This window comes from Mangrovimonas spongiae, from assembly GCF_003944795.1.
Classification (GTDB): Bacteria; Bacteroidota; Bacteroidia; order Flavobacteriales; family Flavobacteriaceae; genus Mangrovimonas; species Mangrovimonas spongiae.
Window position 1 is genome coordinate 179,653 of the sequence record NZ_RWBG01000003.1, and the last position, 16,066, is coordinate 195,718.

Sequence of the window (16,066 nt, forward strand, 5' to 3'; positions counted from 1 at the left end):
ATGAAAAAAGAGTGGCTACTTTTAATATTACTACTACTATTGGCTTTACCAGTTGAAGCGCAATGTGCTATGTGTAGAGCCGTTTTAGAAAGTGAAGAAGGACAAAGTGCCGCAAAAGGTATTAACGATGGTATTATTTACCTTATGGCTATACCTTATATATTGGTTGCTGGAATTGGATTCGCTATTTATAAAGCTTTCAATAAAAAGAAGAATTAATGCGATTGTTATTTCGCATTATTTGTTTTTTAGCAATAGCAGTTTGTCAATCACAAAACATATCCGGGACTATTCGCGATAGTCTTTCCAATAAACCAATTGCTTACACCAATTTGAGCGTTTTAAATTCTAATTACGGTACCGCTACCGATAGTTTAGGGCAGTTTATACTAAATATAGGTAAACATACTAACGATACCTTGTTTGTATCAGCTTTAGGGTATAAACCCAAACAAATTCCACTAAATACATTTGTAGAGAAAACTGAGGCCATAATAATTAAATTGTCAGAAAACCAAACAGCCCTAGATGAGGTTGTCATCAATACGAAAAAGAAAAAATATACAACTACAAGAACATTAGGTATAAAGCGTCAAAAAGTTAAATTTAAATCGTCCGTACCTTTTGGTTATGAAAGGTGTTTATATATTAAAAATGAGTCTTTAGTTTCAGGAAAAGTAGCTTGGGTGGCTTTCAAACTTAAAAAGAAAAAGATTGAGGATTACGATATGTATCCAACTTACTTTAGAGTGAAATTTTATGAATTTGATACGGTACGCAAACGTCCAGGAAAACCTATTTCTAGTTTCGATACTATAATAAAGCCTAAAAATGATAACCAACGTATTAAAATACTTCTTAAAGATGAATTTGTGCCATTTTTAAAATCTGGAATTTGTGTAAGTTTAGAAGCTATTAATCCACAGCCTAATCACCCTAAAAAGAGTATGTATGTCACAACACCTAATTTGCTAATGACTTATGATGAAGAACCATTAACATGGTCAAGCTATCGCGGACAATCTTGGACACACATGACTCGTAAAATGCAGTGGAAATCATTTGGAAAAGTAAAGCACTATTACATGAATCCATTAGTTCAGCTTGGTGTTAAGTACGAAAAATAAGAGGTGAAACCCTATTTTACAAAAAGTTTAACATCTTAAAAAAAGAGCGTCTGTAAATAAAATTTACTTTTATTGTAACATTTTTCTTGATTTTAAGTCTAACTTATGGGTTTACCATCAATACCAATCAAAAAAGTATATGTTACAAATAAAAAATCTTCACAAATCCTATCCTATAGGAGATTCTAGTTTACATGTTTTAAAAGGAATAGATCTCTCTGTAACAGATGGCGAAATGGTAGCCATTATGGGATCGTCGGGTTCTGGAAAATCTACACTGTTAAACATTATAGGAATGTTAGATGAAGCCGATTCTGGTGAATATGTATTAGATGGTGTTCCTATTAAAAACCTCACCGAGAAAAAAGCCGCTATCTATCGTAATAAGTTTTTAGGGTTTATCTTTCAATCTTTCAATCTTATAAACTATAAAAACGCTTTAGAAAATGTAGCCTTGCCATTATATTATCAAGGATTAAAACGCAAAGAACGTCAAGAAAAAGCCCTATTCCATTTAGAAAAAGTAGGCTTAAAAGAATGGGCACATCATTTGCCAAACGAACTTTCTGGTGGGCAAAAACAGCGTGTTGCTATAGCAAGAGCCTTGGCAGCAAACCCTAAACTCCTTTTAGCCGATGAACCTACAGGAGCCTTAGATACCAAAACATCGTATGAGATTATGGCCTTTATTCAGCATTTAAACGATGAAGGTAAAACCATACTTATGGTAACCCACGAAGAAGATATTGCCAATATGTGTAAACGTATTGTAAGACTTAAAGATGGCGTTATCATGGAAGACACTAAAGTAGATCAAGTAAGAGCAGAGCAGTATGTTTGATTTAGATCTTTGGCGCGAAATATTTCAAAGTATCAATAAAAATAGAACCAGAAGTTTGCTGTCTGGTTTTACTGTGGCCTTTGCTATATTGTTATTTGCCATACTTTTTGGTATAGCAAATGGACTAAAAAACACCTTTAAAGAGGCGTTTGGTACCGATGCTAATAACTCCATTATAATTTTTCCAGGAAAAACAACAAAACCTTATAAAGGACTTCAATCAGGAAGACTAATACAATTTAAAAATGAAGATCGCGATTATATTTTAGATGAATTTGGAGACAATGTTCAATATATAACCTCTAAAGTTAATCGTACAGCAAGCGTTGCTTACAAGGGTGAAAAAAATACTTACGAAGTTCGAGGCGTATATCCCGAATATATGTTCATCGAAAATAATAAAGTAAAAGATGGTCGCTACATCAACCAAAGCGATGTCACAAATAGAACTAAAATTGTTGTTATTGGTCAGACCGTAGAAGACGATTTATTTAAAAAAGAAAATCCTTTAGGGAAGTATATTAACATAGGCGGCATTCAGTATAAAATAGTAGGTGTTTTTACCGATGATGAAGGCGATAGTGAAGAACGGGTTATTTACATGCCTATTAGTACCACACAGTTTGTTTATGGTAATAACGATTATGTCGATTTAATGCATTTAACATATAACCCTGAAATGAACTCAGATGAAGCATTAGCCTTTGGTAACACCATTGAAAGCAAATTAAAACAACGCTTTTCTGTGGCAAGAAATGACCAAAGAGCCATACGTATTTTTAATATGGCGCAAGGGACTAAGCAAGTCGATATCATGACCAGTAGTTTAACCGTAATCATTTTGGTTATTGGTTTTGGTACACTTATAGCAGGAATTGTGGGGATAAGTAATATTATGATTTTTATTGTAAAAGAACGTACTAAAGAAATTGGCATTCGAAAAGCCTTAGGGGCTTCACCACGATCTATTATAGCAATCATTTTATTAGAATCTATAATAATTACAGCCATAGCAGGATATGTTGGATTACTTTTAGGAGTTGGTGTTTTAGAGCTTGCAGCACCAAGTTTAGAAACGTATTTTATAAAAGATCCAGGCGTAAGTAACAGTTTAGTGGTTGGTGCCACAATTACGCTTATTGTAGCAGGAGCCATTGCTGGATATCTGCCAGCCAAAAAAGCCTCGCAAATAAAACCTATTGTAGCTTTAAGAAACGATTAACATGTTAAGATTTTTATTAGATAGAGATACCTGGCAAGAAGTTTTTGATAGCTTCAATAAAAACAAGTTAAGATCGGTCTTAACCATGGTAGGTGTTTGGTGGGGAATTTTATTACTTATCGGCTTATTAGGGTCGGCACGAGGTTTAGAGAATGCTTTTAACCGCTTGTTTGGCGATTTTGCGACAAACAGTGTCTTTGTTTGGGGGCAATCGACAGGAATGCCTTTTAGAGGATTTCAAGAAGGGCGACAAGTGGAACTCTCCCTTTCCGATACCAAAAAAATAGAAGAAAATGTAGAAGGTATCGAATTCGTCTTACCTAGAAACCAACGAACCATTACAGCAACACGCAATTTTTTATCTGGAAGTTTTAGAATGGTAGGTGATTATCCGCTTTTAAATAAACTTCAAAAAATAAACCTTATTCAAGGACGCTTTGTTAATCAAAATGATATTGATGATAATAAAAAAGTGGTCGTTATTTCAGAAGATGTTTACAAACAACTTTTTGAAAAAGATGCCGAAGTTATAGGTGAATACATTGTTATTAACGATATTAACTTTAAAGTTATAGGACTTTACGAAGTTGGTAATGTTAATATGGGGCCATCGCAAGACATGCATATTCCATTTACAACCTACCAACAAATTTATAACTCAGGAGATAGAATAGGCTGGATGATGATTACTGGCAAGCCAGAGTATAACATCAAGCAGATAGAACAAGACGCTAAACTTTTATTAAAAAACCTAAACAATATTCATCCAGAAGATAGTCGTGCCTTTGGAAGTTTTAACTTAGGGAAAGAGTTTAAAAAAATGACCGGCTTTTTAACAGGAATGCAGTTTTTAACCTGGTTTGTAGGTATTGCCACTTTAATTGCAGGCGTATTTGCTATTGGTAACATTTTGCTTATTACCGTAAAAGAACGTACCAAAGAAATTGGTGTGCGTCGTGCTTTAGGAGCCACACCTTATGAGATAAAACGACAAATTGTAGTTGAAGCCGTGTTTTTAACTATTATTGCAGGCCTTTTTGGTATTATTTCTGGTGGATGGATTTTAATTTTGCTAAATACTATGTTTGGTCAAGGAGATGAAGCTGCCATAGTAAACCCATCGGTCTCGATTGCCGTAGTATTTGTCGCTTTAGTAATTTTAGTGATTTTAGGAACTTTAATCGGGCTAATACCTGCATTTAAAGCCACGAGTATAAAACCAATCGATGCATTAAGAGAAGAATAGAATAAACAATCAAAAATAAAATGAATAAAACGTTAAAAATCATTATCGGAATTGTATTGCTCTTACTATTTGTATGGGTAATCAAATATTTTAAAGATGCCAATTCTAAAGCGGTTGAAGATTTTAAAACAGAAGAACCTTTTTATACTTCAATAAACACCAAAGCCGTTGCTACAGGAAAATTAAACCCAGAAGAAGAAATTGAGCTTAAACCACAAATTTCTGGGATTATCGATAAAATACTTGTCGAAGAAGGGGATATTGTTAAGAAAGGCGATTTAATTGCCAAAATTCGTGTGGTACCAGACGAGCAAAGTTTGGTGAGTGCTAGAAGTAATATTCAAACACAAAAATTATCATTCGATAACGCTAAAATTCTTTACGATCGCAATAAAGAGTTGTTTGAAAAAGGTGTAATCTCAAAGCAAGATTTCGAGAATAGCGAGTTGTCTTACAATCAAGCTAAAGAGAGTTTAGCGCAAGCACAAAACAACTATCAAATTATTAAACAAGGATCGCTGTCTGGTGGAAACACTGCAAACACAAGTATTGTAGCACAAATTTCAGGAACTATTTTAGAAATTCCAGTGCGTGAAGGCGATCAAGTTATCGAAAGTAACAACTTTAACGACGGAACAACCATTGCAACCATTGCCGATATGAGCGTGATGATTTTTGAGGGCCAAGTTGATGAAGCCGAAGTAGGTAAACTAAAAGAAGGTGAAGAAATAAAAGTTATTCTAGGAGCTATTCGCGATAAAGAATTTCCGGCTAAACTAACGTTTGTGGCACCAAAGGGTATTGAAGAAAATGGTGCGGTGCAATTTACCATAAAAGCCGATGTAAATGTAGAAGAAAGTACCAATATACGTGCAGGATATAGTGCAAATGCCGAGATAGATATAGAGGCAAGAGATAGCGTTTTAGCTATTCGCGAAGCCTTGTTGCAATATAACCGTATTACCGAAAAACCATTTGTTGAGGTTTTAGAAGGTGAAAACAATTACAAAAAAGTAGACGTAGAGCTTGGCTTATCCGATGGTATAAATGTTGAAATTACCGAAGGTGTTGCCGAAGGCGATAAAATAAAAGTGTGGAACAAAGCATCAGACGATAATAATGAAGATGATGAAAATAGATAAAATAGGTTTTAGCATAATAGCAGTACTATTTTTAAGTATAAGTATTCAAGCACAAGATAAAGTTTGGACACTACAAGAGTGTGTTAATTATGCTTTGGAGAATAACATATCGGTAAAACAGATTAATAATTCGCTTTTGTCTGGAGAGCAAGATGTAAAAGCTTCTAAAGGTAGTTTTTTGCCAACGTTAAATGCTAGTGCTAGTCAAACATTAGGTCTTGGTAACCAAGAGTTGTTCCAAGGGCAATTTGCCGACCGTACCACACACTCTACCAATATAGGGATAAGAGCAACCCAAAATGTGTTTAATGGTTTTAGAACCTCTTATTTATATAAACAATCGTTACTAAACCAAGAGGCTAACCAATTACAGTTACAAAAGCTTAAAGATGATATTTCGCTAAATGTAGCCAATGCCTATTTAAATGTATTATTCAATAAGGAAAATTTAGAAACGGCAAAAGCGCAAGTAGATTTCTCACAGGCACAATTAAACCAAGTACAAGATTTGGTAGAAGCTGGCGTGCAACCACAAGCAAATGTTTATGATGCCGAAGCAACTTTAGCATCAGATGAACAAAGTTTAACTATTGCCGAAAATAATTATAATATTGCGTTACTTACACTGTCTCAAATACTGCAAATACCTAGAGAAGGATTTCAGGTAGAAATGATTGATGTAGGAAGCCCAACGGCAACTTTAATGTATAATAACGTAGAGCCTATTTTAGACTATGCTTTCGATAATAGAAGTGAGATAAAACTTGCCGAAAAAAATATTGAAGTAGCCGAGATGAATACTAAAATTAGTAAATCTGGATTTTTGCCAAACGTAAATTTAAGTTACGCATTTGGATCAAATGCATTTTATTCGAATTTGATAGATACAGAAGACACGTTTTTTAATCAGTTAAACGATCAAAAAGCGCATAGTTTTAGTTTAAGTATAGGAATACCTATATTCTCACAGTTTCAAAATAAAACATCTGTAACCAAAGCAAAGATTTCTGTTGAAAACTCTAAGTTGGATTTAGCGCAATCTAAATTAGACTTAGAAAATACTATACAAACAGCGTTTACAGATGCTAAGGCAGCTTTAAAAAGTTATGAAGCTTCAAAAAAAGCTATGCAATCACAAGAGTTAGCTTTTGAAAATGCGCAAGAACGTTATAATCTTGGCGCTATGAATGCCTTCGATTTAGAGCAATCTAGAATTAGATATGTCAATGCTCAATCAGCCTTAATTAACGCTAAATACGATTTTATTTTTAAAACAAAAGTGTTAGACTTTTATATTGGAAAACCAATAGTGATAAATAATAATTAATAGTTATTTTGATTCTAAGCATAGAAACAGCAACAACCAATTGCTCGGTAGCCTTATCAAAAGAGGGTAAAACTATAGCTGTTATTGAAGATTATGATAAAGGCTATTCTCATGCCGAGAGATTACATGTCTATATAAATCGTATTTTAAGCGAGAATAATATCGATAAATCTCAACTAGATGCAATTGCAGTTAGTAAAGGGCCGGGCTCTTATACGGGATTGCGTATCGGCGTTTCTACAGCTAAAGGATTAGCCTATGCACTAGAGAAACCTTTAATAGCTGTATCAACACTTGAATCGTTATCAAGACAAGTTAACATAGAAGGTGGTTATATTGTTCCTATGCTAGATGCTAGACGCATGGAAGTATATTCGGCTGTTTTTAATACTGATTTTAGTTTAGCGCGTGATATTAAAGCCGAAGTTTTAGAAGAAAATAGCTTTCAAGAGTATTTAGAGAAAGAGAAAGTTTATTTTATAGGGAATGGTGTGGAGAAAACAAAAACTATTATAACTCATCCTAATGCTGTTTTTATTGATGCGAAATTACCTTCGGCAAACGAGATGGGTAACATAGCTTATAAAAAGTATAAAGCAAATAATATTGAAGATGTAGCTTATTTTGAACCGTATTATTTAAAGGATTTTGTAGCGATAAAGTCTAAGAAATAAGAATAAAAGCTGCTAGAAAAAATAAAAAAGAGAACGTTATTAACGTTCTCTTTTTGTTTATAATATATTAGCCTAAAGTCTTTAAGCGTCTTTATGTATTTCAACACTGTGTGGGTAAGGAATTTCAATACCTGCAGCATCTAAGGCTTCTTTAGCATTTTCGGTAACATCAAAATAGACATCCCAGTAATCTTCGGTTTTACACCATGGTCTAGTAGCAAAATTAACCGAGCTGTCTGCTAATTCTAATACGGTAACCGCAGGAGCAGGGTCTTTCAATACTTTAGGATGAGATGTTAATACATTCATTAAAACCTCTTTGGTTTTTTTAATGTCAGAATCATATCCAACGCCAAAAACAAGGTCAACACGTCTGGTGCCTTCAGTTGTGTAGTTAACAATATTACCATTAGAAAGCGCTCCATTTGGAATAATGATTTCTTTATTAGAAAGTCCTGTAAGTTTTGTGGTGAAAATTTCAATTTCTTTTACCACACCTATTTCACCTTGAGCTTCAATTAAGTCACCTATTTTAATAGGTTTAAAAATCATAATTAAAACGCCTCCAGCAAAATTTGATAACGATCCTTGTAATGCCATACCAACTGCCAAACCAGCAGCAGCTAAAATAGCAGCAAACGATGTTGTTTCAACACCAAGTTTAGCAAGAATAGCAAGAATTAAAAGTATTTTTAATGCCCAGCCAAGAAGGTTAATTAGGAATTTCTCCAGACTTTCATCAAAGTCTCTTTTATCCATTATTTTTTTGGTGGTGCCTAGAAGTTTTTTAATAATCCAAGAACCAATAATCCATATAAGAATGGCTCCCAAAATTTTTATACCATATTCCGAGGCAAAGTTTAGGCCTTTTTCAGTCCATTTTTCTAAATCCATGTGTTTTGTTTAAGTGATTAATTAATAAAATTATAAGAATGATTTTTCAACCTCTTTAAATAAAGGTTAAGCTTCTTTTTTTAAGATGATAAAAAAAGTGCTTTAGTTTAAAAGCACTTTTTAGTTTATTGTGTTAGTAGTGTGTTATTTAACTTCAAATGTAATTTTAACGTTTACACGAAATTCTACAACATCATCGCCATTTACTAGGGCGCTTTGCTCGTTTACGTAAACCGAACGTATGTTTTTTACTGTTTTAGAGGCGTCTTTTACAGCCCTTTTTGTAGCATCTTCCCAACTTTTATCCGAGTTGGCCAATACCTCAATTACTTTTAATACTGCCATAATGTAATTTTTTATTTGGTTAATAATGTAAGTAGCTATTTAATATAGCTGTTTTTTAGACACCATCCAAATAAAAAAGTCACACTTAACCATTAATAGCTTCTACTTTTAAAGAGGTATCGTTTAGCATGTCTTTAAGCATATTTTCTATACCATTTTTTAAGGTAAACGTGGACGACGGGCAACCGCTACAAGCACCTTGTAAAACAACTTTTACAGTTTTATCAGAAGCGTTATAAGATTCGAACATAATATTGCCACCATCGCTTTGTACAGCAGGTTTTACATATTCTTCTAAAATGTTTACAATTTGTTTCGAAGTGTCATCTAGAGCCTCAAAGTTTTGATCTAACTTTTCGTTGGTTTTATTTAAAGTCTCTGGAGCTTCTGGTAGTAAAATGTCCTTGCCTTCTTCAATGTGTGTTTTAATAAACTCACGAAGTTCCATAGTAATATCATTCCATTCTGCAATGTCATATTTACTTATAGAAACATAATTTTCATCAATAAATACTTCTTTAACAAATGGGAAATGAAATAATGCAGAAGCTAAAGGAGATAGTTTAGCATGATCTATCGAGGTGAACTCGTAAGGTGCTGTTACTAGTTTTTTGTTCGCTACAAATTTTAAAACACTTGGATTAGGCGTACTTTCGGCATAAACAGTAACAGGTACTTTTTTTGGCGCAGCATCTTCCTCTATAATAACACCACCATTATTTAAATACTCTCCTATTTGTTTAGCAACGTCGTATTGAACGTCTTTCCACTCAACTATATTATAGCGTTCTACAGCAATAAAATTTCCTGAAATATAAACTTTTTTTACAAAAGGCAAATAAAATAACTGTTGCGCTAAAGGCGATGATTTAGCTTCATCAATGTTATTAAACTCAAAACTTTGATGTTTTGTAATAAACTGGTTTAATTCAAACTTTATAATGGTTTTATTGGAAGTTTCTTGTATGGAAACGTGATAGTTACTCATGAGATATAAATTTTATGCAAAAGTACTAAAAAGATAATCTGTATATTTGGCTTTTAAGTCTTTTTTGGGAAAACACTTTTTTGATGAGTATTACATTGTTAAAGTAGTATGGAAAATGACTAATTTTTTTATATTTGGCTTTTGATTATAATTTTATTGCAAAAAAAGAGTTTTAATAAAAGATGATATGGCAATAAAATAACGAATCTGCCTGAAACCTTAGATTATGATATTTAAAAGATTGTTTTTATTATTACTAGCTATATTTAGCTTTCAGCTAGTACAATCACAGGAAGGACTTCCTATATACTCAGACTACTTAACCGACAATTATTATTTAATTCACCCATCAATGGCTGGAGCTTCTAATTGTGCCAAGGTTAGAATAACAGGACGCCAGCAGTGGTTTGGCGATGATGATGCTCCAAGACTACTTACAGCAAGTGCTAATGGTAGAATTGGTGACTCACAATCTGGTATAGGAGCCATTCTTTATACCGATAAAAATGGATATCACTCACAAACTGGAGGGTACATAACCTATGCGCATCATATTATGTTTTCTAGAAGTGAAGTGGATTTAAACATGTTATCTTTTGGTTTAAGTATAGGAGCTATTCAATATAGATTAGATGAAAGTGCTTTTATAAACGAACCTTTTGACCCTATTATAGCTGGTGTAGACCAAAGTGCTACTAATTTTAATTTAGATTTTGGTTTTTCTTACCATTTGTATGACTTTTATGCTCATGCCACGGTGAAAAATATGCTTAAAAATGAAGGGATAAACTCTAATGAGAATGGTTTATTCTCTTACGATAACCCAAGACAGTTTTTAGGAACAGTAGGATATGTTTTTTCTAAATATGGAAGCACATGGGCTTTCGAGCCATCAGTAATGTTTCAATATAAAGATGGTACAAAAGAATCTTCTTTCGATATAAATGCTAAAGCATACAAAGAAATGGAATTTGGTAAGCTTTGGGGAGGATTATCTTACAGAAGAAGTTTAGATGGTGCAGATTATTATGAAGGTAATGGTGTAAGCAGTCAAAAACTACAATACATCACACCAATATTAGGGATAGATTATAAGCAATTTATGTTTGCTTATACGTATTCTTATCAAGCAAATTCGGTAGTGTTTAACAATGGAGGATTCCATCAAATAACACTAGGGTTTAACTTTAATTGTAGACGAGAACGTTACCACTGTAATTGTCCAGCGGTTAACTAATAATAACTCAAGCCTTGAAATTTTTCAAGGCTTTTTTATGAAATTAAAATACTTCTTAAAAAAAGGCCAATGAGTGTTTTGTATTGTTAATTGAGCTAATGGAGGTATTGCTTTAGTAAACTAAAACAATTAAGGTGTCTTTTCTGGTTTATTCCGTAAAGCCAACTTTTACAATACATTAAAAGTGCGTATGTTTATAATATAGTATTGGCACTTTTATGAAAAATTACTTAAAAATTCTTTCATTTCTTTTTTTTAGCTGTTTTGTAATGCCTTCTATTGCACAAGACAACTTGAATAATTCAGCTCAAAAAGAACAGCACTTTATAATTAATGGACTTGTTAAAGAGCGAGAAAATAATCAGCCTATTTCAAATGTAGAAGTTCAAGTTTTTGGTCAACCAATTACAAGAACCAATCCTTTAGGAGAATTTAAGATAAAAGTTAAAAAGGGCGATGAATTAGTTATTAAGCATGAAGACTTTCATACTGTTTACTACACAGTTATTAATGATGAGGACATAACCGTAGAAGTTGTTTCTAGTAACATTCCTACAGAAGCCTATTATAATAACCAAAGAACAGCACAAGCCTATAAAAATGCTTTAGATTCGGTAAAAAAATATAAAAAAATTGATGTAGAAAAAAGCCTTCAGTTTGCTACCGAAGCGTTAGCTAAAAGTCGTTCAACCCAACAAAATGCAAAAGCATACGAGATTATCGCAGATGTTTATATGCAATGGAAACAATACGATTTATCAATTTCAAATTACAGAATAAGTCTACAAAGCAAACAGAATAACGAGGTTGTGCTAAAGCTAGCTAAAGCTTATAATTTAAATAAAAATTTTAGTCAAAGTATTCAAACTTATTTAGAGTTACCTGTAGAAGACTTAACAAACTTGCAGTACATTATGCGTTTTGAAGGCTTGGGAGATGCCTACACCAATGAGGCATCTTATGTTGAGGCTTCAAAATCTTACAATAGGGCATTAAAAAGGGCCGAAACAGATTCAATTACTCCAAAAATTACCGACCTAAATTCTAAAATAGCCAAAATGTACATGAAGAACGGGCAAATAGAACAAGCCCAAAGCTATTTTGGTAACTCATTAAACTTAGCTTCTAAAGAAAATAAAAAAAGAGCTCTAGAAGAAACTGTTACGGTAGCCGATTTTCAACATACTAATAGGGCTTACGATAACGAGATTAATTTACGAAAACAAGCGTTAGAAAATATTATAGAAATTGAAAATGATACTGTTTTTGATAATGAAAGTGCCTTAACACCACAAAAGCAAAACTATAAAATAGGTAATGCTTACTACTTACAAAAAGATTTTGATAGCGCCGTGGCCTACCTTGAACGTAGTGTTAAAGAAGCCGATGATAAAGAAGATTTAGTAGTAAAAAAAGATGCAAAACGTAAATTATCTGAAGTTTATAGTAGTTCTGGTAACGATGAAAAAGCATTAGAAACTTACAAGGAATATACAGAAATAGTAGAAGAGCTTTATATAAAAAAAGAACAGGAAATTGTTAGAGCAGCGAAGTTTAGTAGAGATATTTCTAATAAACAAAACCGTATAAAAAGTCTTGAAAATGAACGCGAACTTTCAGAAAGTAAATATCAGTTAACATTAGAGCGTAACAAACGCCAACAGCTTATTATCTACTCGTTAATAGGCGGTGTTTTACTACTTTGTATTCTAGCTTATTTAATGTATAAGTATATTAAACAGCAGCGTTTAGCCAATAATTTACTTGCTTTAAAATCGTTAAGAAGTCAAATGAATCCTCATTTTATCTTTAATGCCCTAAATTCCGTAAATAATTTTATTGCTTTAAACGATGAAAGAACGGCCAACAAATACCTTACAGACTTTTCTTTTCTTATGCGCGCCGTTTTAGAAAATAGTGAAGAAGATTTTATCCCATTACAAAAAGAAATAGAACTACTTCAGCTTTATGTTAAGTTAGAGCATTTTAGATTTCAAGATAAGTTTGATTATACTATTACAGTTGATAATGCTATTAATATTAACGAGTTTAAAATTCCGCCTATGTTATTACAACCGTATATAGAAAATGCTGTTTGGCACGGACTACGGTATAAAAAAGATAAAGGACAATTAAATATTGATTTAAAGCATGTCTCAAATAATGAAATTGCCATAACGATAACGGATAATGGTATTGGAAGAGAGCGCTCAAAAGCACTTAAAACACCTAATCAAAAAAAACATAACTCAAAAGGGTTAAGCAATATAAAAAAACGTGTTGCCATTTTAAACAACATGTATAAAGATAAAATAGATGTTTTTATAACCGACCTCAATCCGAAAGCAGTGGATGTTGGAACCAAGGTAAAAGTCACCATAAAAAAGGATTAAAAATGAATTTAAAAGCTATAATTGTTGAAGACGAGAAAGCTAGTCGCGATATTTTAAAAAACTATCTTGAAAAATACTGCCCAAATGTAAATCTATTAGGTGAAGCTGCCAATATTGAAGATGGATTAGAACTGATAAGAACACATGAACTAGACCTCGTTTTTCTAGATGTAGAAATGCCTTTTGGAAACGCTTTCGATCTTTTAGAGAAAGTAAGTAATATAACTTTCGAAACTATTTTTGTTACAGCCTACAACCATTATGCTCTAGAAGCTTTAAATGCACATGCTTCATATTATTTAATGAAACCTATATCAATAGACGAATTAATTAAAGCTGTGGATTATGTAACTGCTATTCGGGAGAAAGAAGAGCGACTTCAAAATCAAGTGTTAATTTCAAAATCAGATACTGTTGCTGGAAAAATCACTTTACCACAGCAAGACGGCTTTGAGGTTATAGATACAAAAGATATTTTGTATTGTAAGGCCGATGATAATTATACCGAAATTCACTTAAAAAATAACACTAAAAAAGTGGTTAGTAAAACCTTAAAATATATTGAAGAGAGCCTAAAAGAATATACCTTTACCAGAGTTCATAAAAGTTACTTAGTGAATACAAACGAAATTGTAAAATATGTAAAAGGAAAAGGAGGAAGTGTTATATTAAGCAATGGAAAAGAAATAATTGTATCAGCTTCCAAAAAAGCTAATTTATTGTCTTATTTTAAATAAAAAACTATGCCTGTAATAAAACCTGTAAACAATAAACATCCTCATATACCTAACGATTGCTTTATGGCTGAAAATGCTACTATAGTAGGCGACGTTACATTAGGAAACCAATGTAGTATTTGGTTTAATGCTGTAATTAGAGGTGATGTTCATTATATAAAAATAGGCGATAAAGTTAATATTCAAGACGGTGCTGTTATTCATGCTACTTACCAAAAGTCGCCAACTACAATTGGAAATAACGTATCTATTGGGCACAATGCTATTGTACATGGCTGTACAATACATGATAATGTTTTAATAGGAATGGGAAGTATTGTTATGGATGATTGTATTGTGGAAAGTAATAGTATTATTGCCGCTGGTGCTGTTGTTACACAAAACACTAGAGTAGAGGCAGGAAGTATTTATGCTGGTGTGCCAGCCAAAAAAGTAAAGGATATAAGCCAAGAACTTATTTCAGGTGAGATAGATAGAATAGCTAATAATTATATTAAATATTCGAGTTGGTTTAAAGAAGATTAAAAGTCTAAATATTCAGCGTTAAAATTTTCGTTTAAAAGTGTTTGCATCACTCTTGGGTTGCTATTAGTATAAAACTTGTTTTTTGGTTTAATAGTAGCATTATTCAATAGGTTATGTTGCACTAATACCGCTTTTGTTTGTTTGGCTACAGCTTCTCCCGAATCTATTATTTTTATCGATTTAGGAAGGAAATCTAGTAATAAAGGCATTAAGTAAGGGTAATGTGTACATCCTAAAACTAAATAATCAATATTAGCTTTAATCATTGGGGAGAGATATTCTTTAAGAAGGCTTTTCATTTCTTGAGAATCCGCTTTACCATGTTCAATTAGTTCTACAATGCCATTTCCATTTTGTTCTACAATAGTAATACCATTGCTATAAAGAGCAGCAGTATTATGAAATAACTCACTACTTAAAGTGCCTTCTGTAGCTAAAATACCAATCGCTTTATTTTTGGTTTGCAGAGCTGCAGGCTTTATGGCGGGTTCTATGCCTATAAATGGGATGTCGTAATTTTCCCGTAATACTTTAATCGCATTTGTAGTCGCCGTATTACAGGCTACGACAATAAGTTTGCAGTCTTTTTTTAGTAGAAACTCGACATTTTTTATACTTAATTTAATAATCTTGTCTTTCCCTTTTGGGCCATAAGGGGCATTTTTACTATCGGCAAGATAGATGGTGTTTTCATGAGGTAGTAAAGCATGTAGCTCTTTCCAAATAGAAGTGCCTCCAACTCCAGAATCAAAAATACCAATAGGTTTGTTACTCATAGTTACAAAAATAAAAAAGCTGCCTAATATAAGCAGCTTTTAAAAGTTTTATTAGGCTAGTACCTTTTTTTAGAAACCTAGTTCTTTTTTAACATCGTCTAAAAGGTTCTTACCATCTGACATGATTACACCACTACCTTGAGAAGAGTCTAAGACATAGTCAAAACCTTGCGCTCTAGCTACTTTTAAAATCGCAGCTTTAGCTCTTTCTGTAATTGGCTTTAATAAATCAAGTTCTTTCTTTTGCATTTCTTGTTGTGCAGTACCTCTGTATTGCTGAATATTTTGCTGCATAGTTTGAAGCTCTAAACCACGTTTTTGGTTTTCTTCATCTGTTTTTGTGTCAACTTCAGCTTCGTATTGTTTTGCTTTATTTTGATATTCTGTAATCATAGATTGAATATCAGCTTCGTATGTTTTACCAAGTTTTTCAATTTCAGCTTCAGCAGCTTTAGTCTCAGGCATTGCAGAAATTAATTCTTGCGTGCTTATGTGAGCAACTTTACTTTGCGCTTGTGCAAATCCCATCATTCCAATAAATAATGCTGCTGTAAAAAATAAGGTTTTAAAATTTTTCATTTTTAATAGTATT

At 32.7% G+C, this 16,066-nt stretch carries 17 protein-coding genes; 12 read left to right on the plus strand and 5 right to left on the minus strand.

Features of this window, described 5'->3' with window-relative positions:
* The 8 genes from EJA19_RS07920 (at position 1) to tsaB (ending at position 7,579) form a co-directional block, all read left to right on the plus strand.
* Positions 1-219 (plus strand): hypothetical protein, encoded by a 219-nt coding sequence (locus tag EJA19_RS07920; RefSeq protein ID WP_125467824.1) that lies wholly within the window; start codon positions 1-3, stop codon positions 217-219.
* A complete protein-coding gene (locus EJA19_RS07925; protein WP_125467825.1) occupies positions 219-1,127 on the plus strand; it encodes a carboxypeptidase-like regulatory domain-containing protein in 909 nt (302 codons plus the stop codon). Before EJA19_RS07920 ends, EJA19_RS07925 begins: the two co-directional genes overlap by 1 nt.
* A 139-nt stretch (positions 1,128-1,266) precedes the next feature.
* On the plus strand, positions 1,267-1,968 hold the full coding sequence (locus EJA19_RS07930; protein ID WP_125467826.1) for an ABC transporter ATP-binding protein: 702 nt from the start codon (positions 1,267-1,269) through the stop codon (positions 1,966-1,968).
* A complete protein-coding gene (locus tag EJA19_RS07935) occupies positions 1,961-3,190 on the plus strand; it encodes an ABC transporter permease (protein ID WP_125467827.1) in 1,230 nt (409 codons plus the stop codon). Before EJA19_RS07930 ends, EJA19_RS07935 begins: the two co-directional genes overlap by 8 nt.
* Before the next feature lies 1 nt (position 3,191).
* The gene (locus EJA19_RS07940) at positions 3,192-4,436 is read left to right on the plus strand and encodes an ABC transporter permease (RefSeq protein WP_125467828.1); all 1,245 of its coding nucleotides are present in this window, start codon (positions 3,192-3,194) and stop codon (positions 4,434-4,436) included.
* 20 nt (positions 4,437-4,456) lie between these two features.
* Positions 4,457-5,578, plus strand: a complete 1,122-nt coding sequence (locus EJA19_RS07945; protein ID WP_125467829.1) for an efflux RND transporter periplasmic adaptor subunit — start codon at positions 4,457-4,459, stop codon at positions 5,576-5,578.
* Positions 5,562-6,905, plus strand: a complete 1,344-nt coding sequence (locus EJA19_RS07950) for a TolC family protein (RefSeq protein ID WP_158611368.1) — start codon at positions 5,562-5,564, stop codon at positions 6,903-6,905. The genes EJA19_RS07945 and EJA19_RS07950 overlap by 17 nt, the downstream gene beginning before the upstream one ends.
* An 8-nt stretch (positions 6,906-6,913) precedes the next feature.
* Positions 6,914-7,579 carry a tRNA (adenosine(37)-N6)-threonylcarbamoyltransferase complex dimerization subunit type 1 TsaB gene (tsaB, locus tag EJA19_RS07955; protein WP_394342050.1) on the plus strand — a complete coding sequence of 222 codons (666 nt, stop codon included), beginning with the start codon at positions 6,914-6,916 and terminating at the stop codon, positions 7,577-7,579.
* An 81-nt stretch (positions 7,580-7,660) separates the two neighbouring features.
* On the opposite strand, the gene EJA19_RS07960 is transcribed toward tsaB, so the two are convergent.
* From EJA19_RS07960 to EJA19_RS07970, 3 genes are all read right to left on the minus strand, one after another.
* Complete coding sequence (locus EJA19_RS07960; protein ID WP_125467831.1) at positions 7,661-8,473, minus strand: mechanosensitive ion channel family protein; 813 nt, start codon at positions 8,471-8,473, stop codon at positions 7,661-7,663.
* A gap of 144 nt (positions 8,474-8,617) precedes the next feature.
* Positions 8,618-8,818 carry a dodecin family protein gene (locus tag EJA19_RS07965; RefSeq protein ID WP_125467832.1) on the minus strand — a complete coding sequence of 67 codons (201 nt, stop codon included), beginning with the start codon at positions 8,816-8,818 and terminating at the stop codon, positions 8,618-8,620.
* An 85-nt stretch (positions 8,819-8,903) separates the two neighbouring features.
* Positions 8,904-9,806, minus strand: a complete 903-nt coding sequence (locus tag EJA19_RS07970) for a NifU family protein (RefSeq protein ID WP_125467833.1) — start codon at positions 9,804-9,806, stop codon at positions 8,904-8,906.
* A gap of 226 nt (positions 9,807-10,032) precedes the next feature.
* Between EJA19_RS07970 and EJA19_RS07975 the strand changes: the two genes are divergently transcribed.
* The 4 genes from EJA19_RS07975 (at position 10,033) to EJA19_RS07990 (ending at position 14,698) form a co-directional block, all read left to right on the plus strand.
* Positions 10,033-11,043 carry a PorP/SprF family type IX secretion system membrane protein gene (locus EJA19_RS07975; protein WP_125467834.1) on the plus strand — a complete coding sequence of 337 codons (1,011 nt, stop codon included), beginning with the start codon at positions 10,033-10,035 and terminating at the stop codon, positions 11,041-11,043.
* Between the two features lie 269 nt (positions 11,044-11,312).
* A complete protein-coding gene (locus EJA19_RS07980; protein ID WP_240640249.1) occupies positions 11,313-13,436 on the plus strand; it encodes a tetratricopeptide repeat-containing sensor histidine kinase in 2,124 nt (707 codons plus the stop codon).
* A gap of 2 nt (positions 13,437-13,438) precedes the next feature.
* A complete protein-coding gene (locus EJA19_RS07985) occupies positions 13,439-14,173 on the plus strand; it encodes a LytR/AlgR family response regulator transcription factor (RefSeq protein ID WP_125467836.1) in 735 nt (244 codons plus the stop codon).
* Between the two features lie 6 nt (positions 14,174-14,179).
* Positions 14,180-14,698: a gamma carbonic anhydrase family protein gene (locus tag EJA19_RS07990; protein ID WP_125467837.1), complete on the plus strand. Its 519-nt coding sequence runs from the start codon at positions 14,180-14,182 to the stop codon at positions 14,696-14,698.
* Here EJA19_RS07990 and murI read toward each other — a convergent pair.
* Together murI and EJA19_RS08000 are read right to left on the minus strand one after the other, a co-directional pair.
* Positions 14,695-15,474, minus strand: a complete 780-nt coding sequence (gene murI / locus EJA19_RS07995) for a glutamate racemase (RefSeq protein ID WP_125467838.1) — start codon at positions 15,472-15,474, stop codon at positions 14,695-14,697. The two genes, EJA19_RS07990 and murI, sit on opposite strands and share 4 nt — an antisense overlap.
* 69 nt (positions 15,475-15,543) lie before the next feature.
* A complete protein-coding gene (locus tag EJA19_RS08000; RefSeq protein ID WP_125467839.1) occupies positions 15,544-16,053 on the minus strand; it encodes an OmpH family outer membrane protein in 510 nt (169 codons plus the stop codon).
* Positions 16,054-16,066 lie beyond the last annotated feature (13 nt).